Annotated in this window: 27 protein-coding genes; 7 read left to right on the forward strand and 20 right to left on the reverse strand. The window is 34.1% G+C overall.

Translation table 11 applies throughout. The features are described 5' to 3' along the window. The first annotated feature begins 9 nt into the window (after positions 1–9). Positions 10–1,452 (forward strand): tetratricopeptide repeat protein, encoded by a 1,443-nt coding sequence (locus H1R17_RS01585; protein ID WP_163431937.1) that lies wholly within the window; start codon positions 10–12, stop codon positions 1,450–1,452. A 327-nt stretch (positions 1,453–1,779) separates the two neighbouring features. Here the strand turns inward: H1R17_RS01585 and H1R17_RS01590 are convergent, their stop codons facing one another. The 4 genes from H1R17_RS01590 to H1R17_RS01605 are packed head-to-tail and all read right to left on the reverse strand — an operon-like array spanning position 1,780 to position 3,325. Then, entirely contained in the window at positions 1,780–1,947 is a 168-nt protein-coding gene (locus tag H1R17_RS01590; protein WP_163431781.1) for a hypothetical protein, read from the reverse strand. Next, complete coding sequence (locus H1R17_RS01595; protein WP_163431780.1) at positions 1,940–2,179, reverse strand: hypothetical protein; 240 nt, start codon at positions 2,177–2,179, stop codon at positions 1,940–1,942. Before H1R17_RS01595 ends, H1R17_RS01590 begins: the two co-directional genes overlap by 8 nt. A 2-nt stretch (positions 2,180–2,181) precedes the next feature. Further along, on the reverse strand, positions 2,182–2,580 hold the full coding sequence (locus H1R17_RS01600; RefSeq protein ID WP_163431779.1) for a DUF5675 family protein: 399 nt from the start codon (positions 2,578–2,580) through the stop codon (positions 2,182–2,184). Position 2,581: 1 nt separating this feature from the next. Further along, complete coding sequence (locus H1R17_RS01605) at positions 2,582–3,325, reverse strand: hypothetical protein (protein ID WP_163431778.1); 744 nt, start codon at positions 3,323–3,325, stop codon at positions 2,582–2,584. A 776-nt stretch (positions 3,326–4,101) separates the two neighbouring features. Here H1R17_RS01605 and H1R17_RS01610 point away from each other — a divergent pair. Continuing rightward, a complete protein-coding gene (locus tag H1R17_RS01610; RefSeq protein ID WP_163431777.1) occupies positions 4,102–4,302 on the forward strand; it encodes a hypothetical protein in 201 nt (66 codons plus the stop codon). A 370-nt stretch (positions 4,303–4,672) separates the two neighbouring features. Here H1R17_RS01610 and H1R17_RS01615 read toward each other — a convergent pair whose 3' ends face one another. Further along, complete coding sequence (locus tag H1R17_RS01615) at positions 4,673–5,599, reverse strand: Dyp-type peroxidase (protein ID WP_163431936.1); 927 nt, start codon at positions 5,597–5,599, stop codon at positions 4,673–4,675. Positions 5,600–5,807: 208 nt separating this feature from the next. Between H1R17_RS01615 and H1R17_RS01620 the strand changes: the two genes are divergently transcribed. Continuing rightward, positions 5,808–6,167 (forward strand): DUF2200 domain-containing protein, encoded by a 360-nt coding sequence (locus tag H1R17_RS01620; protein ID WP_163431776.1) that lies wholly within the window; start codon positions 5,808–5,810, stop codon positions 6,165–6,167. Positions 6,168–6,211: 44 nt separating this feature from the next. Beyond that, entirely contained in the window at positions 6,212–6,592 is a 381-nt protein-coding gene (locus tag H1R17_RS01625) for a VOC family protein (protein ID WP_163431775.1), read from the forward strand. A gap of 75 nt (positions 6,593–6,667) precedes the next feature. On the opposite strand, the gene H1R17_RS01630 is transcribed toward H1R17_RS01625, so the two are convergent. The 3 genes from H1R17_RS01630 to radC form a co-directional block, all read right to left on the reverse strand. Further along, entirely contained in the window at positions 6,668–7,312 is a 645-nt protein-coding gene (locus H1R17_RS01630) for an NAD-dependent epimerase/dehydratase family protein (RefSeq protein ID WP_163431774.1), read from the reverse strand. A gap of 45 nt (positions 7,313–7,357) precedes the next feature. Further along, positions 7,358–8,917 carry a Na+/H+ antiporter gene (locus H1R17_RS01635; RefSeq protein ID WP_240453340.1) on the reverse strand — a complete coding sequence of 520 codons (1,560 nt, stop codon included), beginning with the start codon at positions 8,915–8,917 and terminating at the stop codon, positions 7,358–7,360. A gap of 246 nt (positions 8,918–9,163) precedes the next feature. Beyond that, on the reverse strand, positions 9,164–9,859 hold the full coding sequence (radC, locus tag H1R17_RS01640) for a DNA repair protein RadC (protein ID WP_163431773.1): 696 nt from the start codon (positions 9,857–9,859) through the stop codon (positions 9,164–9,166). A gap of 139 nt (positions 9,860–9,998) precedes the next feature. On the opposite strand from radC, the gene H1R17_RS01645 reads away from it, so the two are divergent. Further along, entirely contained in the window at positions 9,999–11,033 is a 1,035-nt protein-coding gene (locus H1R17_RS01645; protein WP_163431772.1) for a hypothetical protein, read from the forward strand. A gap of 69 nt (positions 11,034–11,102) precedes the next feature. On the opposite strand, the gene H1R17_RS01650 is transcribed toward H1R17_RS01645, so the two are convergent. From H1R17_RS01650 to H1R17_RS01685, 8 genes are all read right to left on the reverse strand, one after another. Then, on the reverse strand, positions 11,103–12,827 hold the full coding sequence (locus H1R17_RS01650) for an ATP-binding protein (RefSeq protein WP_163431771.1): 1,725 nt from the start codon (positions 12,825–12,827) through the stop codon (positions 11,103–11,105). 1 nt (position 12,828) lies between these two features. Beyond that, positions 12,829–13,950, reverse strand: a complete 1,122-nt coding sequence (locus H1R17_RS01655) for a sensor protein KdpD (RefSeq protein WP_181729240.1) — start codon at positions 13,948–13,950, stop codon at positions 12,829–12,831. A gap of 65 nt (positions 13,951–14,015) precedes the next feature. Next, on the reverse strand, positions 14,016–15,098 hold the full coding sequence (locus tag H1R17_RS01660; RefSeq protein ID WP_181729241.1) for a porin: 1,083 nt from the start codon (positions 15,096–15,098) through the stop codon (positions 14,016–14,018). Positions 15,099–15,174: 76 nt separating this feature from the next. After that, the gene (locus H1R17_RS01665; protein WP_163431769.1) at positions 15,175–15,738 is read right to left on the reverse strand and encodes a K(+)-transporting ATPase subunit C; all 564 of its coding nucleotides are present in this window, start codon (positions 15,736–15,738) and stop codon (positions 15,175–15,177) included. Positions 15,739–15,756: 18 nt separating this feature from the next. After that, positions 15,757–17,790 (reverse strand): potassium-transporting ATPase subunit KdpB, encoded by a 2,034-nt coding sequence (gene kdpB / locus H1R17_RS01670; RefSeq protein ID WP_305038439.1) that lies wholly within the window; start codon positions 17,788–17,790, stop codon positions 15,757–15,759. Next, positions 17,790–19,478, reverse strand: coding sequence for a potassium-transporting ATPase subunit KdpA (kdpA, locus tag H1R17_RS01675; protein WP_163431768.1), 1,689 nt, complete (start codon positions 19,476–19,478; stop codon positions 17,790–17,792). Before kdpA ends, kdpB begins: the two co-directional genes overlap by 1 nt. A 133-nt stretch (positions 19,479–19,611) precedes the next feature. After that, positions 19,612–19,689 (reverse strand): K(+)-transporting ATPase subunit F, encoded by a 78-nt coding sequence (gene kdpF, locus H1R17_RS14240; RefSeq protein ID WP_163431932.1) that lies wholly within the window; start codon positions 19,687–19,689, stop codon positions 19,612–19,614. A 436-nt stretch (positions 19,690–20,125) separates the two neighbouring features. Continuing rightward, on the reverse strand, positions 20,126–21,469 hold the full coding sequence (locus H1R17_RS01685; protein ID WP_205600664.1) for a sigma-54 dependent transcriptional regulator: 1,344 nt from the start codon (positions 21,467–21,469) through the stop codon (positions 20,126–20,128). A 303-nt stretch (positions 21,470–21,772) separates the two neighbouring features. Between H1R17_RS01685 and H1R17_RS01690 the strand changes: the two genes are divergently transcribed. Next, positions 21,773–22,402, forward strand: coding sequence for a DUF1287 domain-containing protein (locus H1R17_RS01690; protein ID WP_163431930.1), 630 nt, complete (start codon positions 21,773–21,775; stop codon positions 22,400–22,402). On the opposite strand, the gene H1R17_RS01695 is transcribed toward H1R17_RS01690, so the two are convergent. After that, positions 22,390–23,025: a hypothetical protein gene (locus tag H1R17_RS01695; protein ID WP_163431767.1), complete on the reverse strand. Its 636-nt coding sequence runs from the start codon at positions 23,023–23,025 to the stop codon at positions 22,390–22,392. The genes H1R17_RS01690 and H1R17_RS01695 overlap by 13 nt on opposite strands. Positions 23,026–23,187: 162 nt before the next feature. On the opposite strand from H1R17_RS01695, the gene H1R17_RS01700 reads away from it, so the two are divergent. Beyond that, a complete protein-coding gene (locus H1R17_RS01700) occupies positions 23,188–24,321 on the forward strand; it encodes a hypothetical protein (protein ID WP_163431766.1) in 1,134 nt (377 codons plus the stop codon). Between the two features lie 3 nt (positions 24,322–24,324). On the opposite strand, the gene H1R17_RS01705 is transcribed toward H1R17_RS01700, so the two are convergent. From H1R17_RS01705 to H1R17_RS01715, 3 genes are all read right to left on the reverse strand, one after another. Next, on the reverse strand, positions 24,325–24,891 hold the full coding sequence (locus H1R17_RS01705; RefSeq protein ID WP_163431765.1) for a hypothetical protein: 567 nt from the start codon (positions 24,889–24,891) through the stop codon (positions 24,325–24,327). Between the two features lie 180 nt (positions 24,892–25,071). After that, positions 25,072–25,644 (reverse strand): hypothetical protein, encoded by a 573-nt coding sequence (locus H1R17_RS01710; RefSeq protein ID WP_163431764.1) that lies wholly within the window; start codon positions 25,642–25,644, stop codon positions 25,072–25,074. Positions 25,645–25,865: 221 nt separating this feature from the next. Further along, the gene (locus tag H1R17_RS01715) at positions 25,866–26,744 is read right to left on the reverse strand and encodes a pirin family protein (RefSeq protein WP_163431763.1); all 879 of its coding nucleotides are present in this window, start codon (positions 26,742–26,744) and stop codon (positions 25,866–25,868) included. Between the last annotated feature and the right edge of the window lie 65 nt (positions 26,745–26,809).

Below are 26,809 nucleotides of genomic sequence, written 5' to 3' on the forward strand. Positions count from 1 at the left end.
TCAAACAATATGAAACTATATAAAGTACTTTTAATAGCAAGTTTTTTGCTTTTTAGCACAAACAACATCTTCTCACAAAACGAACTAAAAGCACGCATTGAATATGAAGATGCCGAAACAGCTTTTCAGAATAAAGAATATGAAAAAGCAATCACTCATTTAACCAATGCCGAAAAATTATTAGATAAATGGACAGCGAAAGTTGGGTATTTAAAAATAATATGCTTAGATAAATTTGTAAATTATGAAGAATGGAATGAAAAGGCGGATGAACTTGATCGCCAAGTACAATCTTATGTAAAACATTCAGAAAAAATGTCTTCCAACCAAATAGATATGGATAAAATGAGAGAAATCAATACTATTGAAGAAAATCTTTCTTTTGGAAAAAAAAGAATTGCTTGGAAAAAAATGCCTGAATACGTAAACGCAGAGAAAGCCGAAAAAGATAGGAAAGAAGACGATGCCTATAATTGGTATCTAAAAGCGTATGACAAAGGCAATGTTTTAGCAACGGTAGATATAGGATATTATTATTTCCGTAAATACGATTATCCCACGGCTATTGAATGGTTTCAAAAAGGAGTTGATAAAAAATACGGTCGTGCTTATCGTGCTTTGGCATTAAGATATGAAAATAAGCAAGGTGTTACCTATAATGAAGAAAAAGTATTTGAATATTTTACAAAAGCATTTGAAAAAGGAGATGCTTATGCTGCGGAAGAAATCAGTAAATATTATTGGTATGGTAAGAAAAATAGTGCGGATGCTATAAAATGGTTGGAAAACGGAGCTAGAAAAGGTATTGTAGAAGACATGATTACGTTAGGTTATATTTATAGAACGGGTAGTTATGGAGCCGAAATAAACTACAATGAAGCTATAAAATGGTTAAACCTAGCTATTAAAACCGATGAAAAAAAAACCAATGCGTTTCATGAACTTGGTATGGTTTACCATAAAGGACTAAAGGATTTAACAACAGCAATAGTTTGGTATAAAAAAGGAGTTGACTTGAAAAATATATATTGTGCAGAAGAATTAGGAAACATTTATTTTAGTTTAAAAGAATACCAAAATGCCATTTATGCTTATAAAATAAATACCGATGAGGTTGTATCAGCAATGTATTATACAGGAGGAGCTTATTTCAATTTAAAAAAATTTCCAGAAGCTATGCAATGGTTTCAAAAAGTTCAAACTTATGAATCAAATGTATTATTTCGTCAAAGATCTGCCGCAATGATAGCACAGTTGTACGAGGAAGGATTAGGCACACCAAAAGATCTTACAGAGGCAATGACTTGGTTTGTGAAATCGTATGAGGTTAAAGGCGAAGAAATTGATCAGGCACTTAAAAACAAAGTAAAAGAAAAAATAGCCCAAATGTACGAAGAAGGTCTTGGTGTAGAAAAAGATAAAAAGAAAGCTAAAGAATGGCGTAATAAATAAATATATGGGTAAAACTTTTTTACCATTCTGTTCATTAAGTTTAATTAAAACTCTCTTAACTCTTCTTTGCTATTTATAGGAATTTTTAAGTTATCTAAAACTTGTAAAGTTTTATTAGTGTATTTTTTGATTAATTTTTTCAGAATCAGAAACTATGCCTTTTCTTGAAATAATCATTTCATAGCTTTAAGAAAAGAAGAATATAACATTGAATGTAACTTCTGATTCAGTAACAAAAAGAACTTTTTTAGTAAAAAAACTTCATGATTAGGAATACAATGAAAAAACGAGTGGCACTACACCACTCGTTCTTTTATATACGTAAAATTACTTTTCTTTACGTTCGTCCCATCGTTTCATAAGCCTACTAACCAAGTAGCTTACCAAGGTACCTAATACGGCTAATACAATTGTTTGTATGGCTTGGGCATACAACACACTGTATCCGCATGATAGCATTACGCCACCCATATAATAACTTTTCTCGTTAGGCATCAACTGTAGGTTTTTGCTTAGTGTCATCAACAGTAATTTGCGATACCGCCGATAATACACCACCGGCTACCGCTAAATAACCTGCAATATTTACCACTGCCAAAGGTAAACTAACAGGTGCTGTTAAAAGGGTACCTGCTACAGCAGTTACTATTAAACCTATAGTACGTAAGGTTTTAAAAAAACTAGGGGTTGGTGCCGCAGCACGTGCTATAATTGAATTTTTGCTCATAATTAAAAAGTATTTGAAGTAATGTGTAATTGTAAAAGTCCTTTTTGGGTTAAGGTTGCTAATTGCTCCATAACCAACTGTAAGGCGCGTTTTGATTGTGTGCCTATTCCTTCGGCTACAATCTGGGTTACAGGTGCAATGCACCCTTGTAATTCTTTTTGTGCATTATTAGCGGCATGCAACAAAATATAAGATCGGTTGGGCACATTAAGTACCACATAATGCCATCTGAACTTTTCAGAATACCGCTTACGTAAAGTATAAATACCTTCGGGTATACAAGATATGGTTCGGGCATTATTACGCCAAGCAAGCTCTAAGGTATAAGCCAAATGAGTTCCATTTAAGGTTAAAACACCATGAGTTGCATGTGGCAAATAAGTTCTGGTTAATACCAACATACTACGCCTTTTCTACATTTACAACAGCCAAGGTATTGTAGGTACCATTGTTTAACAGATAAAAAGCATTGTTAATTTGTTGGTAAAACTCAATACCCAATACCTGAAATAAAGGCTGCGTGCTACCCGCCGTTAAAGGCGTGTTTAGTACCACAGCAGGCACCACGGGATATTCTGCGGTTGCAGCATAACTGGTTAATGAATTACCAGCTTCAAAATCAACCTCAGAAGCACCAGCAACTATTTTAAAATGAGTAGTACCAGCAGGTGCGTTAATCATTTGCGAAGGCACCAAATCAGGCAAACTTATTTCAGCCGTGCCACTGGCTCTGTCTAATGTAGCATTAAAAGGTATGTAAAGCGTGTTGCTAATAGGCGCATTGCTATTAAAATCAAAACCACGCAACAACGCAAGCGTACCCGCTAAAGGCGTGCGTTCACCCCTTTTATTTACTACATCGGTTTTAAGAATACCCATAAGTTCTTTAAGCAATCTGCTTACCACACGCCTGTCAGAAGTATTGTTAAGTAGCGGTCTAAAAGCAGTACGTAAATACTTACCAAATACACCCGCAGTACCAAACTCCTTACCGTTTTCACGCGTTCGTTTAAAAGCAGGATCGGTAGCAATACGCTTCTTATCAATTCCGCCCTTTTCGCGCACCTTATACCCATCTCTTGTTTTGTAAAAAGTAACCCCACCCAGAGTACCTTTAATTTTAAAAATGCCGTCTTGTCCAGCCATAATGTAAAAATTTAAAAGTGAAACAATACCATTCGTTCCGTTGCAACTAGTAGAATGAGATACAAATATGCAAAACAATAACACACAAACACTTACACCCCGTACCATATGGCATTTTTAGACAAAAACCAACACAATTAAGCATAAAAACCAAGGTAACAACATCATTAAATTGATAACATTTACCCTTCAACAAGCTATAAAGCACTTAAAAAATCAATAACCTATTTAGCAGAATTTCCTGTCACACCGCACTCCATGCGGACCCGAGCAAAGCGAACTGGCGTAGCAGTCACACAAGTAGCTAAAAAGAAGTGTCATTGAAAATAAAATAGCATTATCAATCAAAGTCAAATAGCCTATTTAGCAGAATTCCCTGTCACACCGCACTTGATGCGGTGTCTCACAAGTAGCTAAAAAAAAGTGCAATTGAAAATAAATAGCATTATCAATCAAAATCAAATTGAACTATTAAGCAGAATCAAAAAAACGACATTAGTTTTTCAGCGAGCGTCAAAAAGTTGCACTTTCCGTAAAAAGAAATGCTGTCTGAGCTTGAAAAGCGAGTTTATTTCTTTTAGGAAAGAAAACTTATTTTGACCGTTGAAAAAATAGAGTCTTGATCTTTTGGTTCGTTTTGTATCAAGACAAAATGAACAAAATTTTCTATTTACTTCCTTTAACACTACTAAACACAAAAAGAACTCCCATTTTTTCCCACCTTGGGAAAACACCCCAAAAAACAAACACATATTTGTTGCATTAAAAAACAACAAATGAAAACAAAAGAAACAAGAATATGCATCTACCCAAAAGATGTTATGCGTATTACAGGAAAAAGCTACCGTCAAAGTTTACGTATGCTTCATCAAATAAAAAAAGTGTATGATAAAAGTGCACATCAACCCATATCAGTTACCGATTTCTGTTCTTATACTCGTTTAACACAAGAAGAAGTCATCAAGTTTTTAGATTAAAAGTCTATTGATGATTTATTGATTAAATAGTAAAAATCGAATAAAATGCTATTCTCGATACAATTTTTCTTCATTACATTTCGAAAAACCACTCGAATTGACGCATTCTATTTGTACATACAGAATATATCAATGATTAAATATCTGTGCAAATCATCATTCTTTAGTTCAAAAAAACATCTGTGCATCTGTGGCAAAAAATAAAAGGCAACTGTATAACTATAACAGGATTTATTTAAAAATAGGTATAGTTATTTTAGGACGGGTCAGGACGGGTCATAGGACGGGTCAACTCCATAGATAAAGCATAGTAAAGGCATAGATAAAGCATAGATAGTGCATGAGTAATGTATGAACACACCTAAAAAACTTAATTGGTAAAAGCATCCAACATATCTAATGTTGGTACAAAGAACAACGTACCTGTAGTTGCGGTACTAAAATCTAAAATACGATCGTAATTTCCTACAGGGTAACCCACAAACATTCTAGTAAGCATTTCTTTTACTGTACTAAAAGTACTGGCATAGGCAATAAAATACGTACCCATTTGGTTTTGCGCAGTAGTGCCAAAGGGCATATTATCGCGTACAATTTTTTTATCATCGCCTACATTTGCAAGTGCACTATGGGCATTGCTTGGTTTTTCATCATCGGCCATTTCAACATCCTCTTGCTTGCTTCGGCCAATAACCTTTTCTTGTTCTGCAATAGGTAAGGCACGCCATGCTTGCATATTGTGTATGTACTTTTGCACAAATAAATAGCTACCGTTTTGGTAGGCGGCATCTTCATTGCCAATTAATCCAAAATGGGCACGTTCAGCTCCTTGCGGGTTTTCTGTACCATCTACAAACCCCAAAATACTGCGTCCGTCCCAATATCTAAAACCATGTACCTCATCTAAGCAAGTAGCAACATTACGCAAGCAATCGGCTATAAGCGTGGCCATATCCAAACAAAAACTAAAGGCATCGCTTCTAATGTGAAAATGCAAATCGGCTGGGGTAGCAACTGCCGTATGTTTTTTGCCCACAATAGGTTCAAAATGCACCAACTCTTTAGGTAAAGGTTGCATAAGTTGCAAAAGCGTCCAAGCATTTTTACTAATACCCATAACCACACTTGCCCTAGCATTTGGAAAACGTGTTTTGGCAGAATGGTTTAAATTAAGCACTAGCGCGCATACTTTTTTAAAAGCGGCTGCTACTTGTGCATTGCTTTCATGAAACTGCCACACCATAAAAATGGTATTGTTATTTGGGTTGTCTAAAACGTTTTGTGGTTGTGCTTGCATATGATAGATTGAATACCAAATATAAAAAATGATTTGTGTAACAACAATTAATTTGGTTATGGTTTTAGCTTTTTTACACAGCTTAACCATTTGTTTCTATCTAAACTCTTTTTCATTAAAAGTAACTTAATAAATTGCCTGCTTGTTTAGCAAAACTAAAATAATTATGTACTTTTAATGTTGCAAAACCACTTAGTATTTACAATTGATGAACAACAAAAACAACGAACGTGTTTTTAAAATGACTTTTGCTAGTGTATACCCACATTATGTAACCAAAGTAGAAAAAAAAGGGCGCACAGTTGCAGAACTGCATACGGTTATATTTTGGCTTACAGGTTATAACAGTACCCATTTGCAACGCATTTTAAATGATGCTACTAATTTTGAAGATTTCTTTAACCAAGCACCGCAATTAAACCCAAATGCTGCTAAAATAACAGGCGTTATTTGTGGGTATCGTGTAGAGGATATTGAGGATCCGTTGATGCAAAAAATCAGATATTTAGACAAACTGATTGATGAGTTAGCTAAAGGCAAAACATTGGAAAAAATATTGAGAAGCTAGTGCTTTTACAACAAGATAAATACGTTAAACAAAACGATAAAACAATGAAAAAAGTAACAGGAATTGGCGGCGTGTTTTTTAAATCGCAAGATCCGGAACGATTAAAAGAGTGGTATAAAAAACATTTAGATTTGCCTATAAACCAATGGGGATGTAGTTTTGAATACGACCCTGCGGCTGAAGATGCACAGAAATCATCTATTCAATGGAGTCCGTTTAAAGCAGACACTACATATTTTGAACCGTCTGAAAAGCCTTTTATGATTAATTATACCGTTGCCGATTTAGAGGCTTTGGTTGCCGAATTAAAGAAAGAAGGTGTAACTATTGTAGACGAAATTGCGGTGTATGAATACGGTAAATTTGTTCATATTATGGATTGCGATGGCAACAAAATAGAACTTTGGGAACCTACCGATCATTAATACAATACAGCTACTGTAATAACAAACACCCCTTTGTTTCCAAATAAAAACAAAGGGGTGTTTGTTGTTTAATGTTTACTTAGCCAATGCATTGATATCGGCAATTTCTAAAATAGACTTTACGTTTTCACGTTCTACAGCATGTATCATGGCTTGTCCTAAAGCACTTAATGCAATTACTTTTTTAGGCATTATAAAATGCAAGGCTTTGGCAATTACGTTGTATAGCTTTTTGGCGTATTGCTGGTTAGGAAAAGGCAGCATAGCACCTGGTCTAAAATTTACGACTCTTTTAAAAGGTAGTTTCATTAAATCGTTTTCGGTTTTACCTTTAACGCGTGCCCACATTACACGCCCTTTTTCAGTACTATCGGTACTAGCGCCACTTACATAAGTAAAAACCATATTGGGGTTTATTTGTACTAGGGTGTTGGCAAACGCCAAAGTGGTATCATATGTTATGTGGCGGTACTGCTCTTCTTTCATACCTACTGATGAAATACCTGCGCAGAAAAAGCAAGCATCAAAACCTACAAGTTCGTCCTTAAATGCCGCTATTTCTGTAAAATTGGGTACCAAAAGCTCCTTCATTTTAGGGTGGGTTATACCACATGGTTTTCTAGAAACACTTAATACCTGTGTTATTTTAGCATCTTGTAGGCATTCTAAAAGTACCGCCTCGCCAACCATACCTGTTGTGCCTGTTATTATTATTTTCATAGTTTGTTTCTTATTTTATCAATTCCTATTAAAGTATCTTGTTGTTTAAAGGTACTTAATACGCTCTTCTTCTAAATCAATCTGGTACACTTGCATGCGAATAATTTCTTCATCAATCATAGGATCGTTGTTTAAGTTGTGCAAATAAGCGCGTTGCAGTTCAAACATTTCTAAAAGCATCAACTTAATATCTTCATCAATCCAACGGATGTCTTGTGTATTGGCTTGGACTTCCCAATGTTTCAACACACGTTCCATGCCTGCATGCCCTTTCCATTTATCCTCGTTCTCGTATTTGCTTTTTACATGATCGTACACATGTTGTTTTAACCCTTTTTTTATTTGCATGCGCGTTTCATGCTCATCATGCTCTAATTGTGCCAATCCTTGAAAAGGTTTAAACTTAGAAATTACCCAAGGCAAGGTTAAGCCTTGTACTACTAAGGTTAACAAAATGGCTTCAAAGGTAATAAACAAAATAAGATGCCTGTGCGGAAAAGGGGCTCCGTTTAATTGTAAGGGTATTGATAATGCAGCGGCTAACGAAACCACACCACGCATGCCTGTCCACCCTAACGCAAGCGGAGTTAACCAACTGGTTTTGTTCATTTGCATACTGTGTGCAACGGTGGGTCTAAAAATACGTGTTGCAAAAAAAGCACAGTACGCACTAATCATACGTGCTAGTACCAAAACCAAAGTAACAATTGCACCATATACTATGGCGGTTTCTAAGGGAATACCTGCTGCTTTTAATCCGTTTACAATAACAGGTAAATCAAGCCCAATAATTAAAAACACAATACCGTTTAGTATAAAAACAAAACTTTGCCAAACACTAAAACCGGTAATACGACTACTACTGCTTAAGAAATTCAAACGTTGAGATGATAGTAAAAGTCCACCGCTCACCACTGCCAAAACACCAGAACAATGTACTTGCTCTGCCGCCCAATACATCAAGTACGGTGCAATTAGAGTTAAAGCGGTATCGGAAACACGGTCTGTTGACCACTTTTTATGGATTCTCATAAACACAAAGGCTATCAACAACCCAATGCCTACCCCACCAAAAAGCATCCATAGAAAATCAACTACGGCGGTTTGCCAAATAAATTGCCCTGTGCCTACAGCTACTAACGCAAAACGAAACACAATTAACGATGAAGCATCGTTCAATAAACTTTCTCCTTCTAATATAGCCGATGTAGACTTAGGAATTTTTACAAACTTGGTAATGGCACCTGTACTCACGGCATCGGGCGGCGAAACAATCCCTCCTAAAACAAAACCCAAAGCAATGCTAAAACCAGGTATGAAATGGTTGGCGGTAATGGCTACTAAAAAGGCGGTAAAAAACACAACCAAAAAGGCAAAACTACCTATAATACGCCACCACTTTTTCATTTCTTTAAAAGAAACCGTCCACGATGCTTCATACAAAAGGGGTGGTAAAAATATAAAGAAAATCATGTCTGGATTGATATGAATAACAGGCAAGCCAGGTATAAAACTAATAACCAAGCCTGCCAAAACCAATAAAATAGGATAGGCAATTTTAAGTTTGGTTGCCCAAATATTAAGCAACACTATAATAAAAACCATAATAAGGCCAAAAGGTAAAAGCTGGTGCAACATAATGGTATAAGGTATATAAAAATGGATAGTAAAACGATAAAGCGTGCGGGCTTTGACACAAACAAAACCTTTACAGCTTTAACAAAAGTGCTGATGATGGATATCTAGCCTAAGACTTGTTATGAAAAATAAACGGATCATTTGCATGGGTAACAATGCATTAAAAGTATAAAAAAACAATTACAAACAAATAAAAAAGCTATTTTGTTTTAACTACACCAAACCTTCATCGGCAAAACTAACATAACTTGTTTGGGTAATAATTAAATGATCTAATAGTTTTATATCTAAGCTTTTGCCGGCTTCTTGTATTTTAAATGTAATGTCTTTATCGGCCGTACTTGGACTCAGTTGCCCCGATGGATGATTGTGTACTAAAATAAGGGCAGTTGCTAAATGTTCTAAAGCGGTTTTAAACAGCATGCGTACATCAACTACTGTTTGGGTTAAACCACCTTTACTTAACTGAAACTTGTAAATAACTTTATTGCTGTTATTCAACAATAAACACCAAAATTCTTCGTGAGGTAAATCGCCAATAATGGGTTGCATTAATTTGCATACATCAGCAGAAGACCCTATTTTGGTCAACTCTTTTACATCAGATAACTGCAAGCGTTTAGACAGCTCTAAAGCAGCAACAATGGTAATGGCTTTAGCCTCTCCTATGCCTTTAAACTGCATTAATTGTTGAATGCTTTGCTTTGCTAATTGGTGCAACTGGTTGTTGTTTTGTTGCAGTATGCGTTTGCATAAATCAACAGCGCTTTCATTACGGCTGCCAGAACCAATTAAAATGGCCAACAATTCGGCATCACTCAAGGCGTTTTTACCTTTGTACAATAACTTTTCACGAGGTTGATCGTCTTCGCTCCAGTCTTTAATCGAAATATGCGTACCGTTATCCATACCTATTATTTTGCATTAAAATACTAAAAAAAGCAATACACCTAACATACAGGGCAAAAAGCTTATTGGTTTTGGCAATAGGCAAACCCTTACCCTATAACCTATTTTTAGTATATTTGCCGCATAAAACAAAAAACACATGAAAAACACATTTAAAAGCTTGCTGCTACTTGGTTTGTTTTTAACTGCAACCCCTTTTTGGGCACAAGTTAATGAGAATATTACGCAAGAAGTGAGTCCGAAACAAGACCTTACCGATTTAGCACTGATTTACTATAGTATTGATTTTACGCCCGAACAACGCGCTTTAATAGGCAACCAACCTATTGAACTTATTTTTAAAGTTGCCGAAGATGGAGCCCCAACTTTACACAAAATCAATGGAGTAACCGATGATGGAATTCAAAGTCTTTTAGAAGAAACAACCCAAACGTTACCTAATTTTAATCCTAAAATGGTTAATGGTAAAGCTGAAAGCGCTGTTTTCTTTTTAAACTTGCAGTATCCTAGCTATGAATTTACCTCAAGTGCTGCTGCTTTTATAACTAACACACAATTTCATCAGTTAAAAACATCCGACTTTGAAAGCATTACGTTGGATAACACGGGTGGCGATTTACTTATTGGTTTTGTAGCCAATCAGTTTATAGGAAATCCATCACGTTACAACGGCATTGGCCCTGGTATAAAAATGGATTATACGTTTAACGATAGTAAAAACTTTTTGTACGGTATTAACATGAGTATTTACGGCAACAAAAACAAAATGGATTACCCTATACATACCAATGTTCCTCAAATGAACAATCGTGCTGTTTTAATGATCGGTTTAAGTTTTGGTAAATGGTTTGATAAATTCAATATTCAAGCCGATTTGAATTATGCTGCGCAAAGCATTACAGAAAAACAATATGAAAAAGATCCTAATTGGGTACAATTTAAAGGTTTTAGTCCTGGGGTTTCTATGCACTACCCTATCTTAATTGGTAAACAAAAACCTACATTGTATTACGGTTTACCAGCAGTGGTGAGTCATTATGTAAACTTTCACGGCGGCATGCGTTACCTTGCCCTATCACAAAAACAAGCCAGCGGTTTAATGTTTGAACTAGGCTTAAGCTATCGTATGCGTGTACGTAACATTGAATCTTATGTTATAAAAAGCAAACTATAAAGCTTAGAGATATAATTAAAAAGACAGATGATAGCCATCTGTCTTTTTTTTGTACTTTTAATTGTCTTATTACACTACCGCCTGTAAGCTAAAAAAGAACGAACTACCTGATCCATAGTCACTTTCTACCCAAAGAACACCTTTTTGCGCTTCTATAAATTCTTTGCTTATGCTTAAGCCCAATCCTGTACCTTCTTTTCTGGTACCTGGAATACGAAAATACCGTTGAAATATCTTTGTTAAATACTGTGGTTGAATTCCTTGTCCATGATCTGTAACCGAGAATTGTACCTTATCATTTATTTTTTCAGCTTTAATAAAAACTGTTGCGTTATCGTACGAATAACGAATGGCGTTTGAAATTAAATTATTTAACACCCAAGCGGTTTTCTGGCTATCGGCTTCTATTAAATTAGTTACTTTATTTACAACTTCAATTTTTATGTTTTTAAAATCGGCCAGCGCCTTGTTTGCTTTAACTGCTTCATCTATTATAGGCTGAACCGCGGTTGCTTTTATATTCATTTGTAACAATCCACTTTCTAATTGGGTTACGTTTAGTAACTCGGAAGTAATTTTTAATAAACGATTGGTATCGTCTTTTATTCCTTTTACCAATTCATGTTGTTCATGGTTTAAACTTCCTATTTGATTGTTTTCTAATAACTGTATGCCCATTTGAATAGAGGATATAGGTGTTTTAAATTCATGCGATACGGTACCCATAAAATTGGTTTTAGCTTGATCTAATTCTTTAAATGGCGTAATATTTCGCAGTAAAATAACTTGACCTATAAATTCACTTTCCTCTTCACCTGTAGGAACAATGTTAATATTTACTACTTCTTTTTCGAAATAACTTTCTTTCTGGTTTGCATAAATTTTTAAAGGTTCTTCTTTTAAATCTTGTTCTACAAGAAAAATATCTTTAATAATGGTTCGAATCAAATCATTTGTTACCGCAATATCTTGAATTTGTTTTCCAATAAACTCCTCTTTTTTCAAACCTGAAATAAGCAAAGCTTCTTCATTTGCAAAAAGCACTTTTTTAGTTTCATCAATTCCAATAACGGGATCGTGTAAATTATCAATCAACGTTTCAATGCGTTTTTTTCCTTTTAATATTTTATCTAACTTACTTTCAGAATACTCTTCTAACTTTTCTGCCATGGTATTAAATGATTTTGCTAAATCGCCAAATTCATTATGACTTTCAAAATGAACCCGTTTTTTATAATTTTGTCCGGCAATTTCCTTGATACTTTCAGTAAGCTCTTTAATAGGATTTGCAATATTTGAAGGAAGATTTACAAGTAAAATAAACGCAATTAAAAAGCACAGGGTTCCGGTTACCATAATAATAACGATGGCTTTTTGTGCAGTATCGTCGGCAATATCACTTTTTCTACTAATAGCCTCCATGTTTAACCGCATTAATTCGGTAATATCTTTTCGGGTAGACGAAACAAGTTTTACATCGTTCTGATTTTCTTTTAAAAGTTCAAAGTGTTTAATGATTAGATTTGTAGCCTCTAATTCGCCCATTTCTGTAACATTTAATTTTTGTAGGTTAATATTACGTTGAAAGGTTTCAACAGCAGCAGTATCAGTTGCCAAATCTTCTAAGGCTAATAACATATTTCTTGAATATAGCAGTGTGTTATAATTGGCTACTAAAATATTACTAGTATCTTTTTTTAATTGATTTACATACCAGCCACTAATTGCCGCTAAAGCTAAGATTAGTATAAAAAGTAATCCTACGCCAAATGTTAGTTTTGCTTTAATTCTCATTTTAAGACAATATTACAAGGTCAATATTTTCATGCGACAATTTATTCAACAAAGCATTAAAAGTATCGGTTGCCCAAATTATTTTAGCTAATGTAATGTGAGGTTTTCCGATACAAACGGTCGTGATTTTTCTATCTCCACACTCTTGAATAATTGCCATTGTGGTGTTTTTTGCCTTTACTTTTACAATTTCGGCTCCCAATTCTGTTGCTAATTTAAAATTATTAATGAGATGGCGTTGTTTGTCCAATGCAATTTTATGAGGAGCTTCTTTAGGTGTTTGCACATACATAACATACCATTTGCTGTTGTAATAATTGGCTAAACGAGCGGTTTTACGAATGACTTTTTTTGCCGTAACTTCATTGGAACTTATGCATGCCATGAAACGTTCTTTTTTTACATTTCGCGGTAAAACCACTTCGGTTTCTACTTTTCGTTGTACTTGCGAAGCTACTTCTTTTAAAGCCAATTCTCTTAATTGTAGAATATGTTCGCTTTTGAAAAAGTTGTTTAAAGCGGCGGCTACTTTAGAAGAATCGTAGATTTTCCCTTCTTTTAAACGATCAATTAAATCTTCGGCTGTTAAATCAATATTTACTACCTCATCTGCCTGCGCTACTACACTATCAGGAATTCGTTCTTGGACATCAACTCCTGTTATCTCTTTTATTTCTGCATTTAGACTTTCAATGTGTTGAATGTTCACGGCACTGATTACGTTAATTCCTGCGTTGAGAATATCCATTACATCCTGCCAGCGTTTTTCGTTCTCACTGCCTTCAATATTGGTGTGCGCCAACTCATCTACAATTACAATTTCAGGACGCAAATTGAGTACTGCTTGTAGATCGAACTCTTCTAATTCTTTTCCTTTGTAAAACAATTTTCTACGAGGAATAATAGGTAAACCGTCTAATAAAGCATGTGTTTCTGCCCGATTGTGCGTTTCTACATAACCTATTTTTACGTCAATGCCATTTCGCAAAAGGGTATGTGCTTCTTGCAGCATGCGGTAGGTTTTGCCCACGCCTGCGCTCATACCTATATAAAGTTTAAATTTCCCTCTGCGTGCTTTTTGAATTAAATCTAAAAAATGTTCCGCACTTTTTCTTTCGTCCATAACATTACTAAAAGTACTCATTCCACTTCATAACAAGATGAAGGAATGAGAAAAATTGCTAAATTCTAAAAACGTACTGCCAAAGAGGTAACAATGGAAGCATTATCTTTCTTCATTTCATTACTTCGGGTTGCAAAAACTGCATCTTTACTGTTGAGGCTCTTAATTTCGGTTCGCCAAACTACATTCGATAAAATGTGGTAGTCAACATTGAATGAAGCGCCAAAAGTTTGAAAACCATTGGTAGTTTCGGTTGCTATAATCGTCCCATTTTTGTCGTTATAATATTCAACTCTCGCTGCTAGATCGATTTTTTCAGAAGGGGACCATTTTGCAATAAAAGCAGGTGTATACCAAGTGTTATAACGTGTGCTATTTTTTTCTTTTTGTTGTGCTCCAATATCAAATGCGGCAATAAAAGCAACTTTATCGCTTAACTGAACTTGTCCATACAGATTATGAAAGTAGCGCATTTTGCGTTCGTTGTCTGGAAAATCATTCCCAATAAAAGAACTGCTGTTCAAGGTGATTTTATCGGTTGGACGATAGGTTAATTGATGTCCAAAAGCTGGTGTTGTATTGCCATCTACTCTTTGAATTCGTTGCCAACCATTCAATACCAATGCCGCCATACTCCATTTTCCGTTTGATGTATTGTACGATAACTTGGTGCCAGTTTCAAAATAAGGCGAATTATCAGCCATCATACTGCGTGTTAACGTAAAGCAGTCGGCACCTATGGCACTCTCCGATCCAATATGGGCAGGCATTATTCCGGCATCTAACCACAAATCATGGTTTTTAGAAAGCTTTACGCCTACATTTGCTTCATAAATATTTTTAAGCACATTAGTCTCTGCAGCATAATTTGCATTCATATACGACCCCACACCTACGCTTAAATTTGCTCTTACCTTTTCGGTTTCGTAAGAGGCTTTAATAAAACCCAAATTTAAACTTACTTCGTTATTTCTACTTAAACTGTAAACAAAACCAGGACGATTATTCGTTTTGGGATTGTTAAAATCATATTGATAATATACTTCGGCGTAGCCACTTATGGTCAATGGTTTTTTCTCAGTTTCTTGTGCGCATACACTTACGGTTGCTCCTAACATGACTGCCAGAAACAAGGTTATTTTTTTCATTGTGAAATTTATTTGATGGTTTAAAACGATTGGGTTTGTAGTTCTTAGCCCAATCGTTTTTTTAAGAGTAACTATTTTATTTTGTAAGCTTATCCAAAGCGATGTTCAATTGTAAAACATTGATTTTTTCAGGACCGAATAATCCCCATAACGGTTTTTCGATTTGCTCATCGATTAATTGATTTAGTTGCGCTTCTCCTATACCTCTAATTTTAGCAATTCTCTTCACTTGTACTTTAGCAGCTTGCACGGAGAAATTAGGATCTAAACCACTGCCACTAGCTGTTACTAAATCTACAGGAATTGCTGCTTTTTCAACTCCGGGATTGCGCATTAAAAAAGTATCAATTCTAGCTTGTACTTCGGCTAGGTATTCTTCGTTTGAAGGGCCTTTATTACTTGCTCCAGAACCCGAAGCATCATAACCAACTGCCGATGGTCTTGACCAGAAATACGCGTCTTTTGTAAATGATTGACCAATATTGGTGTAATATTTTTTTCCATCAACTTCTACTATTGCGCCTTTTCCTAAATTGGGAGCCATTTGGGCGATGCCCCATACCGCAAGTGGATAAATAACGGTGAAGAATACAATCATCACAAACGTTAACTTTAATGCAGGTAAAATATGTTTTTTCATTTTTTTAAATATTAAAAATTAAAAGAAAACGGATATCAGCATATCAATTAGCTTGATACCAATAAAAGGAACCAAAACGCCTCCTAAACCAAATATTAACAGGTTACGACGAAGTAATGCACTCGCGCCAATTGGCTTGTAAGCAACTCCTTTTAAAGCCAACGGAATTAACATTGGGATGATAATCGCATTAAATATTACTGCTGATAAAATGGCACTTTCTGGGCTGTGAAGTTTCATAATGTTTAAACTTTGTAATGCCGGAATAGCTGTGATGAAAAGTGCCGGAATAATAGCAAAATATTTGGCCACATCATTTGCAATACTAAAGGTTGTTAGTGTACCACGAGTCATTAACAATTGTTTTCCAATCTCTACCACTTCGATCAACTTGGTAGGGTCGTTGTCAAGATCCACCATATTACCAGCTTCTTTAGCAGCTTGTGTTCCACTATTCATGGCTACACCGACATCGGCTTGTGCCAAAGCAGGAGCATCATTCGTTCCATCGCCCATCATAGCTACCAATCGCCCTTCAGATTGTTCTTTTTTGATGTAATTCATCTTGTCCTCAGGCTTGGCTTCGGCAATAAAATCATCTACACCCGCCTTATCAGCTATAAATTTTGCTGTTAACGGATTGTCTCCTGTAACCATTACGGTTTTTATTCCCATTTTTCGAAGGCGTTCAAAACGCTCTTGAATACCTGTTTTGATAATATCTTGCAATTCGATAACGCCCAATGCTTGTTCATTTTCAGAAACCACAAGTGGTGTTCCTCCATTTTTTGAAATCTCTTTGGCTTGATCTTCCACTTCTTGCGGAAAATGATTTCCCGCTTGCGTAATCATATTCTTAATGGAATCTGTGGCTCCTTTTCTGATGCGAATATTTTCATAATTGATACCCGAACTGCGTGTTTCGGCTGTAAACTTCACAAACTCTGAATTTTTTACAGCATATGCTAGCGGATTGATACCCGCCAATTCAATAATCGACTTTCCTTCAGGTGTTTCATCAGCCATAGAGCTCAAAACTGCCGCTTTAATTAATCGCGCTTCATCAACACCATTTGCAGGGTAAAAATGCGTTGCTTTACGGTTACCAATGGTAATAGTTCCGGTTTTATCCAACAGCAACACATCAATATCTCCTGCTGTTTCTACGGCTTTTCCGCTTTTTGTGATGACATTGGCTCTTAGCGCTCTATCCATTCCTGCAATACCAATGGCCGAAAGTAATCCTCCAATAGTTGTGGGAATCAAACACACAAATAATGCAATGAACGATGCAATAGTAATGCTTACATTAGAATAATCGGCAAAAGGCTTTAGGGTAACACATACGATAATGAACACTAAAGTAAATCCTGCTAAGAGAATGGTTAAAGCAATTTCGTTCGGTGTTTTTTGACGTGCTGCTCCTTCTACCAAAGCAATCATTTTATCTAAAAAACTTTCACCTGGTTGCGTGGTTATTTGTACCACTATTCTATCTGAAAGCACTTTAGTACCTCCTGTAACCGAACTTTTATCGCCACCTGCTTCTCTGATTACGGGTGCTGATTCACCTGTAATGGCGCTTTCATCTATCGTAGCAAGTCCTTCAATAATTTCTCCGTCCGAAGGAATCACATCACCAGCCTTGCAAACAAAGACATCTCCTTTTTTGAGTTGAGCAGACGAAATGGTTTGACCGTTCTGAAGAACAGCAGGTGTTTCTTCTCTCGTTTTACGTAAGCTGTCGGCTTGGGCTTTACCACGAGCTTCGGCAATAGCTTCAGCAAAATTGGCAAACAACAAGGTAAGCAACAACACCATAAATACAACAAAATTATATCCAAAACTTCCTTGTCCTTGTGCACCTGAAAGCGTCCATAGACTTACAATAAGCATTACTACAGTTCCAATCCATACCGTAAACATCACTGGATTGCGAAACATTAACTTTGGATTGAGTTTTACGAATGATTGTTTCAAGGCTTCTTGAACCATGCTTTTTTGAAACAATGAGGTATTATTATTCATTTTTAAATCTTTAAGCTGTTTCATTAATAAAGTGTAAAAAACTCGGCAATAGGGCCTAAAGCCAATACAGGAAAGAAGGACAAGGCAGCAACAATTGCTATAATTACAAATACCATAAGTCCAAAAGTGGCTGTATCGGTTTTTAATGTTCCATCGCCTTCTGGAATGTATTTTTTCTGTGCTAACAAACCAGCGATAGCTACCGGACCGATAATAGGTAAGAAACGGGATAAAATAAGTACAAAACCTGTACTGATATTCCACCAAATTGTATTATCACCCAAACCTTCAAAACCGCTACCATTATTTGCTGATGAAGAGGTGTATTCATACAACATCTCACTTAATCCGTGAAAACCAGGATTGTTTAAAGTTTCACTTGTGTACTGCGGTAGTGCCGCTGCTAATGCAGTACCTACCAATATCAAAAAAGGATGTAACAAGGCTATGATCATGGCTATTTTCATCTCACGTGCTTCGACTTTTTTTCCTAAAAACTCAGGTGTGCGCCCTACCATTAAACCACTAATAAACACAGCCAGAATGATGAATATAAAAAAGTTGAGCATGCCCACGCCAACACCTCCATAAAAGGCATTAATCATCATAGCAAGCAATTCGTTCATTCCTGAAAGTGGCATGGTACTATCGTGCATTGAATTGATAGATCCTGTGGAAATAACGGTAGTTACAATACTCCAAAAACCAGCTGCAGGCGCCCCTATTCTCACATCTTTTCCTTCCATGGCACCGAGCGAATTATCTATTCCCATAGCCGAAATAGCTGGGTTTCCGTTCATTTCCATATTGATATTTGGAATCGCTAACAACAAGAAACCAACCGTCATCACACCAAAAATCATCCATGATAGTTTTTTTCTTCGGATAAAATATCCAAATGCAAAAATCATCGCAATGGGAATAATGGTTTGGGCAAACATTTCAACCATATTTGATAAATATGAAGGGTTTTCAAAAGGATGATTCGAGTTAACACCAAAAAAACCTCCTCCATTTGTACCTACATGTTTTATGGCAACAAAAGCCGCAGCTGGCCCTCTGGAAACCGCAACCTGTTCTCCTTGTAAATTGGTTATGATATCTTTGCCTTCAAATGTCATTGGAGTACCTTCAAAAGCCAAAATAACGGCCACTACAAACGAAACAGGTAATAAAATGCGGGTACAAGACTTTACAAAAAAATCATAAAAGTTCCCCAAGTTTTGTGTTGATTTCTCTCTAAAAGCTCTAAACAACACAGCTGCAGCAGCCATACCTGTACCTGCACTCACAAACTGTAAAAACATGAGCCAATACTGCCCTAGATAGCTCAAACCTGTTTCGCCCGAGTAATGTTGCAAATTACAGTTCACCACAAATGAGATAACTGTATTAAAAGCCAAATCGGCAGACATACTTGGATTTTGATCTGGATTTAAAGGCAAGCTTCCTTGTGTCATTAAAATGAGCATTCCCATCAAGAACCAAATCATATTGATAGTTACCAAAGCAACCATTTGTTGTTTCCAGCTCATTTCGGTTTGCGGATTTAAACCGCTTATTTTATAAAAAATCCTTTCTATTGGATTAAAAATGGGATCTAGAAGTGTTTTTTCATTTCCAAAAACTTTTGCAATGTATTTACCAAACGGTATTGCTAAAAGTACCGTTATTGTGAACATTGCAATAATCCCTAATATTTCTGTATTCATTTTTTGATTAATTAAATAGGTTTTTAAACATCCATCCAAACAATTTTACACATCCTAAAATCATAAGAAATATCAAAATCACTTGTCCTATTTCCCTTAATGATGAGTAGTTAAATTTCATAATGATGATGGGTTAAAATTTTTCTGGTTTAAGAAGCACGTAGCAGATGTATATAAATACTGCTATAGCGATAAGAAATAATGCCAACATGTTATTTATTTTTATTTGTAATTTTTGTGATACTTTTTATATTTTATCGAAAAAATCTATTGATTTAATAAATAAGGCAAAACAAGCCAAGCCTGTAAGAATTAATAAGATTGCTATCATTTATTTATTTTTTATTAAACATTACTAATGTATTTTATGATTGCGCCAAATAGTATCATTACTATAAATGCCATAAGCAACAAATGATAAGATTTAAGCCATTTTGGTGGTGATGGAGGTTCTTTTCTTTTTCTTGAAGATTCATTCTTATGTTTCATTTTTAAATTGTTTCATAACCTTATGCCAACTTATGTTCCAAAAAGCAAAAAGCAATCACAAATAATTAAAAATCAACCAACTAAAAGAAAATAAAATTATATTCAAACAAAAAAAGCCTATCAAAATGATAGGCTTTTCTCAATATGGTACTATTATTTTAAAGACGGTACTCTTCTATTTTTCTATAAAGTGTTGCAATTCCTATTTCAAGTAACCGCGCAGTTTCGGCTTTATTACCACCTGTGTGTTGAAGTATTTTTTGAATGTGTTTTTTTTCTATGTTCGCCATTGAAAATGACGAAAGAGCCTTAGTAGAACCAACTTCATTTAAAAAATCTGCAGGAAGTGTGTCTGTTTGTAAAATATCTGAATCTGTAAGGATCACGCTTCGTTCAATTACGTTTTTAAGTTCGCGAATATTTCCTTTCCAATTATTATTTTCAAGCGCTGTTGCGTATTCTTTTGATAGTTTTAATAGTTTTCGGTTAGTTTGTAAGGCAAAATAATTGACATAATAATCTGCCAAAAGCAAAATGTCTTTTTTTCGTTCGCGCAACGATGGCAAATGAATTTCAAAAACGGCTAAACGATAAAACAAATCACTTCTAAAATGCTCTTTTTGTATTTCTTCTTCTAATTTTCGATTAGTAGCAGCAATAACACGTACATCAACTTTAATAGGTTTTGAGTCGCCTACTCGTAAAAATTCTCCTGTTTCTAAAACACGTAATATTTTTGCTTGTAAATCTAATGCCAGTTCGCCTATTTCGTCCAAAAAAATGGTTCCTTTATGTGCTTCTTCAAACAAACCTTTCTGATTTTTAGAAGCTCCAGTAAAGGCTCCTTCTTTATGACCAAATAATTCATTTTCTAACAGCTCTTTACTAAAAGCAGAACAATTTATAGCTACAAAATTTTCTGAAGATCTATTGCTTGCTTGGTGAATAGCCTGTGCAAAAATTTCTTTTCCTGTGCCTGTTTCTCCAGTTAACAAAACGGTTGTAGATGTTGCTGCTACTTTTTTGGCTAAGTCTATTGCCTTTAACAATGATGTTGACTTACCAATAATTTTTTCAAAAGAATGTTTTTCACCTAACTGCTTTTCTAACTTTAGAATTTTTTTATTTAATGTTGCCTTTTCACTAGCTTTATACAAAAGTGGAATAATCTTATTGTTATCATCTCCTTTTGTAATATAATCAAAAGCACCATTTTTTATCGCTTGTACACCATCTGTAATAGTACCAAAAGCGGTTAAAAGAATCACTTCTGCCTCAGGATATTTATCTTTAATAATCTGAGCGGTTTCAATACCATTTCCATCAGGTAATTTAACATCACAGATTACAACATCTATATCTTTTAATTCTAATCTTTTTAATCCTAATTTAATAGTTGATGCCTGAGCTACTTCAAATCCTTCTAAACTAATAATTTTAGAAAGTAAGCTTCTTAACTTCTCTTCATCATCTATTATAAGTACTTTTACCACTTTTATCATAATTTAATAAAATCAAATTTACTACTTATTTTCTTGTTTTTAGAAAGAATACTTCACTCTCTAACTCTCATATTTTTTTGTAAGAACTAATAAATGATTTTGTGTAAGAAATGGTAAATGATTATATTTAAAACATCATTTTTAAGCTGTAACCATTAAAACATTATGGGCATTGTTTTTCTTTTTATAATAGTATTGCTAGTTGCTGTCTTGTTCATTACATTGGCAACCAAACTAAGTATATGGCAAAAACTATATGTTTTACTAGGTTTTATTGGATTAATTGTGTTGATTTTGGGTGGAATGTTTATATATGGATTTGATAGAGGTAAGTTATCCGAAAACGAAATCATTTTTGAACCTACTACAGAAGCTACTACTGTAAAAAAGGATACTATTGCCGATGATGTATCTGCTTTTAGAAAACAACTTTCGCAAAAAGCCATTGGTATTATTGATGCTTCTATAAAATACACGCCTAACTATGTTGCTATTGACTATCCAAACGGCGATGTGCCCCCTAAAACAGGTGTTTGTACCGATGTTGTGATTAGAGCTTACCGAAAACTAGGAATTGATTTGCAAAAGGAAGTACATGAAGATATGAAAGCGCATTTTAACGAATATCCTAAAATGTGGGGTGCTACAAAAACCGATACCAACATTGACCACCGCAGAGTGCCTAATTTAGAGGTTTTCTTTAAACGCAAAGGCAAAGCGTTACCTATTACACAAAATGCTAATGACTACAAAACAGGCGCATTGGTTACGTGGATGATTAACGATAAAATGCCTCATATTGGAATTGTGACCAATAAATTATCTAAAGATGGTAAACGCAGGTTAATTGTGCATAATGTAGGCGGTGGACAAGTACTAGAAGATTGTTTATTTAAATACACCATTATTGGGCATTTTGTTTATGAGGGATAGTTGTTGTATTTTGGATTATGCTTTCTGAAATCACTTTTGCTTTCAAAACTATGATTACCAAGAATATCATGAAGATTTAATTCACGAATTAAGCCCAATTTATAATAATGAATCAATTCTTTTCTAAAATAGAACATGTGAATCTCGTTAAGTAATTTAAATTGATATTTATCAACTGTTCCATCTTTAAAATAAACAATCAAAAAATTATTAATTCCTAAAGAATATATTGGATTGTATAATGTATTACTAGAACTTCTTCTGCCTTCATAATCATAAGAAGTAATTTCAATCGATCTTAATTCAGAAAAATCAATTCGCATATTCATAATCTCTACGAAATCATTATAAAAATGTATTTTTCCAATAATATTATAGGCTATATTTTCGCTTCTAAACAAATTACCTATTTGTACATATAAAAGGTAAAGAAAGATATATACTACAAGAAAAATAGAGATAAAAATCGCAACAGAATCAGGAAGATATTTGTGAAAAAATAAGACTATTACAATTAAGGGGAGAATAACGAACCATCCTTTATCAATAATGTTATAAAATTTATTGGGCGGATCTGGTAAAACTTCAACAATACTTAGACCTTCTTCAGCATATGCTCGCATAAAAATGTTTTTTACGAATATAAAAAAAAGCAACAAAAAAACTGCTCATCTTAATCAATATGTAGGTAGCGGACAAGTGTTAGAAAATTGCTTGTTTAAGTATCAAATTACAGGTCATTTTGTATATGAACCTTAATTAAAAAAGCAGTATCTTTCTACTCTATGAAAAAATCAATTACCTTATTAGCATTAAGTTGTTATGCTTTGTTTTGTACAAATCAACTACACGCGCAAGAAAAAAACACTTCTAAATTGAGAGAAGAAATTGAATACGCCGATAGCTACAGCAAGCACTTATTTGTCAAGAAAAAATACAACGACAATAATGAGTTGGTAGCCATTATCGATAATACTTTTATCCTGAAAAACAATCCAAAAAAAGAGTATAATCTTACTTTAAAAAACAACCAACCGTATGATGGTTATGTAAAATCGGAAGAAAAAATATTGGGCGAAATTCCCATCATCAATTATTATGAAAAAGGCGTTTTAACCAAGCAATATACCTACAATTATTTAAAAGAAGAAGATTCATCGCATTTTGAGTATGATTTAGAAACGATTTTTGAAAACAATAAAATAAAATCGGGGTATGAATATATTTCGTTAGGTAATGAATCGGTTTTAGGAATTGCGCAGTACAGCAACTTCAAAATTACGTCGTTTCACATAGATGCTTTTGCCATGCATGCTTTTGCTCGATTTTCGTTTGAGTTAAAAAACCACAAACTATTGGTTTCTAAATTTATGGACGAGAGCAGTATCAGCATAACATCTAACGGAAAAGAACTTAATGCCGATTTTTATAAAAACAATCAGAAAATAGAAACTGCAAAACCTGCTTTTACCCAAGTTAGCAAAGGTACTCCCAATGCCACAGTGATTTATTATTCTAAAAACGAAACGGAATTAAAAGAATATGCGTTCACACGCAATACCAAACGCCTTTTGAATTTCATTGAACCACAAAACGAATTCTTATTCTTGATTTACACCAAGTTTCCGCACAAATCTAGTTTAAGCTGTGAAGATATCTTAAACAAATTGGTTGCTAATTTTAAAAATGATGAAAATTTTGAGTTAGATAATTTGTTGTCGTTTATAGAAACCGTTCCTTTTCAACCCAAAGAAGTAATTGGTTATGCCGATTATAATGAAAAAGGCACAATTGAAGACGGTATTGATATACGCAACAACGCTCCTTTTACAGTTGATTTTTACAGCAAAGGAAAAATAACTAAAACCCAAAGCTTTCCTTCGCTTACTGAAATAAGACACGATGTTTTAAAGGAATAAAAGTTATTTTAAAACTCTTTTAATGGTTGCGATATCTATTAATTGAAGATTATGATAGTGCATTAATTCATTTCTAAACCACATTAAATGATTTTCATTTTCTTGCATAAATTGAATTGTCTCAACAGAATTGTCTTTATAAGTAATTGTAATAAAATTGGAAATACCTAATGAATGCATTGGATTATCCTGCGATGGGATGTATTTATCTACAAAATCATAATTGCTAATATCAATTCGATTGATCTCTGACAATAATCTCTTTTCATTATTGACTTCAATACAATCATCTCGAAAATGTATCTTTCCAATTGTATTATACTCAATATTTTCGCTTCTAAAAAAATTACCTATTTTCACATAGAACATCCGAAAAAGTAAAATCAACAAAACAATTAAAAATAGACCTTTAATTACAAAATCAGGTGCATAATCTACTAAAGCCATTATAACAATTAATAATAAAAGTGCCAAAGCAATTGCTTTCATCTCCATAAAAGCATAGAACTTATTTTTAGGTTTTTCTGAAACCTTAACCATAGTTAAACCTTCTTCAGGATAAACTCTCATACATTGTTTTTACTAATATAAACAAAACAACAACATATACGCAAACTTGTCATTCTGAAAGAATCCTTTAGCAAGTAGAGTATTTGGTGAGATTACTAAGGAATGTTAATACTAAATTATGTAAATCTTTAGAAGTTGATGCACTTTAAACATCAAAAAACCAACAGCAAATCTGTTGGTTTATTTTAAAACCCTTTTAATGGTTGGGTAATCTATTAATTGAAGGTTATAATAATGCATTAATTCATTTCTAAACCACATTAAATGATTTTCATTTTCTTGCATAAATTGAATTTTCTCAACAGAACTGTCTTTATATGTAATTGTAATAAAATTGGAAATACCCAATGAATGTATTGGCTCATCTAAATCCATACTAACTATCAATTGTCCTTTATAGTCATCATTTTCAATATTAATTTGTTGTATTTCTTCTAAATATTTTCTTTCTGAGTTTATCTCAATGTAATCATAATTAAAATACACTTTTCCTAATATGTTAAAAGCAATATTCTCTTTTCTAAAAACATTACCTAATCGTACATATACAACATAAATTAATAAAGGAATACCAATAAGAAAACCTGAATAAAAATTATCCTCATTTGGAATATACTCTTCAAAAAAAAAGAAAAATAAACATATTAAACCTATAACAACAAGAAACTTCCATTTCATAAAAGCATAGAACTTATTTTTAGGTTTTTCTGAAACCTTAACCATAGTTAAACCTTCTTCAGGATAAACTCTCATAAATTGTTTTTTACTAATATAAACAAAACAACAACGTATACACAAACTTGTCATTATAAAAGAAACACTTTAACAAGTGAAGTATTTTATAGATTCCTACGGAATGACAAACGGAATGTTAATACTAAATTTACGTAAATCTTTAAAAGTTGATAATCTGTAAACATCAAAAAAACCAACAGCAAATCTGTTGGTTTTATATACTTATACTATTTAGTTGTTTATACCAAAGCCATAGGTACATCCATTAATAAAATTTCGGTATTGGCTTGCAAAGCTTTAATATCTAAATTGTCAACATCCCAAATACCAAAACCATCTCTGGTTTCTAATTCCTGACCGTTAATCATTACTTTGCCTTTTAAAATAAAAGCGTACACGCCGTTGCCTGTTTGTTTTATTTTATAGTTTGTTTCAAAATCGTTATCAAACGTACCTAAATGAAACCACGCGTTTTGATGAATCCAAACACCATCGTCATCAGCACTTGGCGATAAAATTTGTTGCAACTTATTTTTTCGATCTTCTAAATTTAAGGTAAGCTGATCGTATCGTGGGGTAACATTGCGTTTGTTAGGAAACAACCAAATTTGTAAAAACTTTACATCAGAGTTGCTATTTTTATTGTATTCGCTATGTGTAATACCTGTACCGGCACTCATTACTTGTACATCGCCACTTTTTATTACAGCCACGTTATCCATACTGTCTTTGTGTTCTAAATCGCCTTCTAACGGAATACTAATAATTTCCATATTATCGTGCGGATGTGTTCCAAAGCCCATTCCTCCCGCAACTTTATCATCGTTTAACACACGCAATACCCCAAAATGCATGCGATCGGGATTGTGGTAATTGGCAAAACTAAAAGTATGGTGGCTTTTTAACCAACCATGATCGGCAACACCGCGCGAATTGGCTTTGTGCAATACCGTATTTTGATTGATTTTACTTTCGGGATTAGGTAAATGATTAAAGCCCATTGGTTTTAAAGCTTCAATTTCGTCTATTTCGTTTTTAAGGATGTTTCCCAACGATGCACTTGCTACAAATATACCCGTACCTAACAATCCTTTTCTTAAAAAATCTTTTCGGTTCATTGCTTTTTAATTTAGTAATACATTCAAAATTAATAAGAAGTAACCTTTTTTTACTTGATGTAGAT

This window comes from Flavobacterium sp. xlx-214 (assembly GCF_013874595.1).
Taxonomy (GTDB): domain Bacteria; phylum Bacteroidota; class Bacteroidia; order Flavobacteriales; family Flavobacteriaceae; genus Flavobacterium.

Excerpts from the sequence above, each read along its gene's own strand:
- H1R17_RS01585 (WP_163431937.1), top strand. The coding sequence starts at position 10 with ATGAAACTATATAAAGTACTTTTAATAGCAAGTTTTTTGCTTTTTAGC.
- H1R17_RS01590 (WP_163431781.1), bottom strand. The coding sequence starts at position 1,947 with ATGCCTAACGAGAAAAGTTATTATATGGGTGGCGTAATGCTATCATGC.
- H1R17_RS01595 (WP_163431780.1), bottom strand. The coding sequence starts at position 2,179 with ATGAGCAAAAATTCAATTATAGCACGTGCTGCGGCACCAACCCCTAGT.
- H1R17_RS01600 (WP_163431779.1), bottom strand. The coding sequence starts at position 2,580 with ATGTTGGTATTAACCAGAACTTATTTGCCACATGCAACTCATGGTGTT.
- H1R17_RS01605 (WP_163431778.1), bottom strand. The coding sequence starts at position 3,325 with ATGGCTGGACAAGACGGCATTTTTAAAATTAAAGGTACTCTGGGTGGG.
- H1R17_RS01610 (WP_163431777.1), top strand. The coding sequence starts at position 4,102 with ATGAAAACAAAAGAAACAAGAATATGCATCTACCCAAAAGATGTTATG.
- H1R17_RS01615 (WP_163431936.1), bottom strand. The coding sequence starts at position 5,599 with ATGCAAGCACAACCACAAAACGTTTTAGACAACCCAAATAACAATACC.
- H1R17_RS01620 (WP_163431776.1), top strand. The coding sequence starts at position 5,808 with ATGAACAACAAAAACAACGAACGTGTTTTTAAAATGACTTTTGCTAGT.
- H1R17_RS01625 (WP_163431775.1), top strand. The coding sequence starts at position 6,212 with ATGAAAAAAGTAACAGGAATTGGCGGCGTGTTTTTTAAATCGCAAGAT.
- H1R17_RS01630 (WP_163431774.1), bottom strand. The coding sequence starts at position 7,312 with ATGAAAATAATAATAACAGGCACAACAGGTATGGTTGGCGAGGCGGTA.
- H1R17_RS01635 (WP_240453340.1), bottom strand. The coding sequence starts at position 8,917 with ATGGTTTTTATTATAGTGTTGCTTAATATTTGGGCAACCAAACTTAAA.
- radC (WP_163431773.1), bottom strand. The coding sequence starts at position 9,859 with ATGGATAACGGTACGCATATTTCGATTAAAGACTGGAGCGAAGACGAT.
- H1R17_RS01645 (WP_163431772.1), top strand. The coding sequence starts at position 9,999 with ATGAAAAACACATTTAAAAGCTTGCTGCTACTTGGTTTGTTTTTAACT.
- H1R17_RS01650 (WP_163431771.1), bottom strand. The coding sequence starts at position 12,827 with ATGAGAATTAAAGCAAAACTAACATTTGGCGTAGGATTACTTTTTATA.
- H1R17_RS01655 (WP_181729240.1), bottom strand. The coding sequence starts at position 13,950 with ATGGACGAAAGAAAAAGTGCGGAACATTTTTTAGATTTAATTCAAAAA.
- H1R17_RS01660 (WP_181729241.1), bottom strand. The coding sequence starts at position 15,098 with ATGAAAAAAATAACCTTGTTTCTGGCAGTCATGTTAGGAGCAACCGTA.
- H1R17_RS01665 (WP_163431769.1), bottom strand. The coding sequence starts at position 15,738 with ATGAAAAAACATATTTTACCTGCATTAAAGTTAACGTTTGTGATGATT.
- kdpB (WP_305038439.1), bottom strand. The coding sequence starts at position 17,790 with ATGAAACAGCTTAAAGATTTAAAAATGAATAATAATACCTCATTGTTT.
- kdpA (WP_163431768.1), bottom strand. The coding sequence starts at position 19,478 with ATGAATACAGAAATATTAGGGATTATTGCAATGTTCACAATAACGGTA.
- kdpF (WP_163431932.1), bottom strand. The coding sequence starts at position 19,689 with ATGTTGGCATTATTTCTTATCGCTATAGCAGTATTTATATACATCTGC.
- H1R17_RS01685 (WP_205600664.1), bottom strand. The coding sequence starts at position 21,469 with ATGATAAAAGTGGTAAAAGTACTTATAATAGATGATGAAGAGAAGTTA.
- H1R17_RS01690 (WP_163431930.1), top strand. The coding sequence starts at position 21,773 with ATGTTTATATATGGATTTGATAGAGGTAAGTTATCCGAAAACGAAATC.
- H1R17_RS01695 (WP_163431767.1), bottom strand. The coding sequence starts at position 23,025 with ATGCGAGCATATGCTGAAGAAGGTCTAAGTATTGTTGAAGTTTTACCA.
- H1R17_RS01700 (WP_163431766.1), top strand. The coding sequence starts at position 23,188 with ATGAAAAAATCAATTACCTTATTAGCATTAAGTTGTTATGCTTTGTTT.
- H1R17_RS01705 (WP_163431765.1), bottom strand. The coding sequence starts at position 24,891 with ATGAGAGTTTATCCTGAAGAAGGTTTAACTATGGTTAAGGTTTCAGAA.
- H1R17_RS01710 (WP_163431764.1), bottom strand. The coding sequence starts at position 25,644 with ATGAGAGTTTATCCTGAAGAAGGTTTAACTATGGTTAAGGTTTCAGAA.
- H1R17_RS01715 (WP_163431763.1), bottom strand. The coding sequence starts at position 26,744 with ATGAACCGAAAAGATTTTTTAAGAAAAGGATTGTTAGGTACGGGTATA.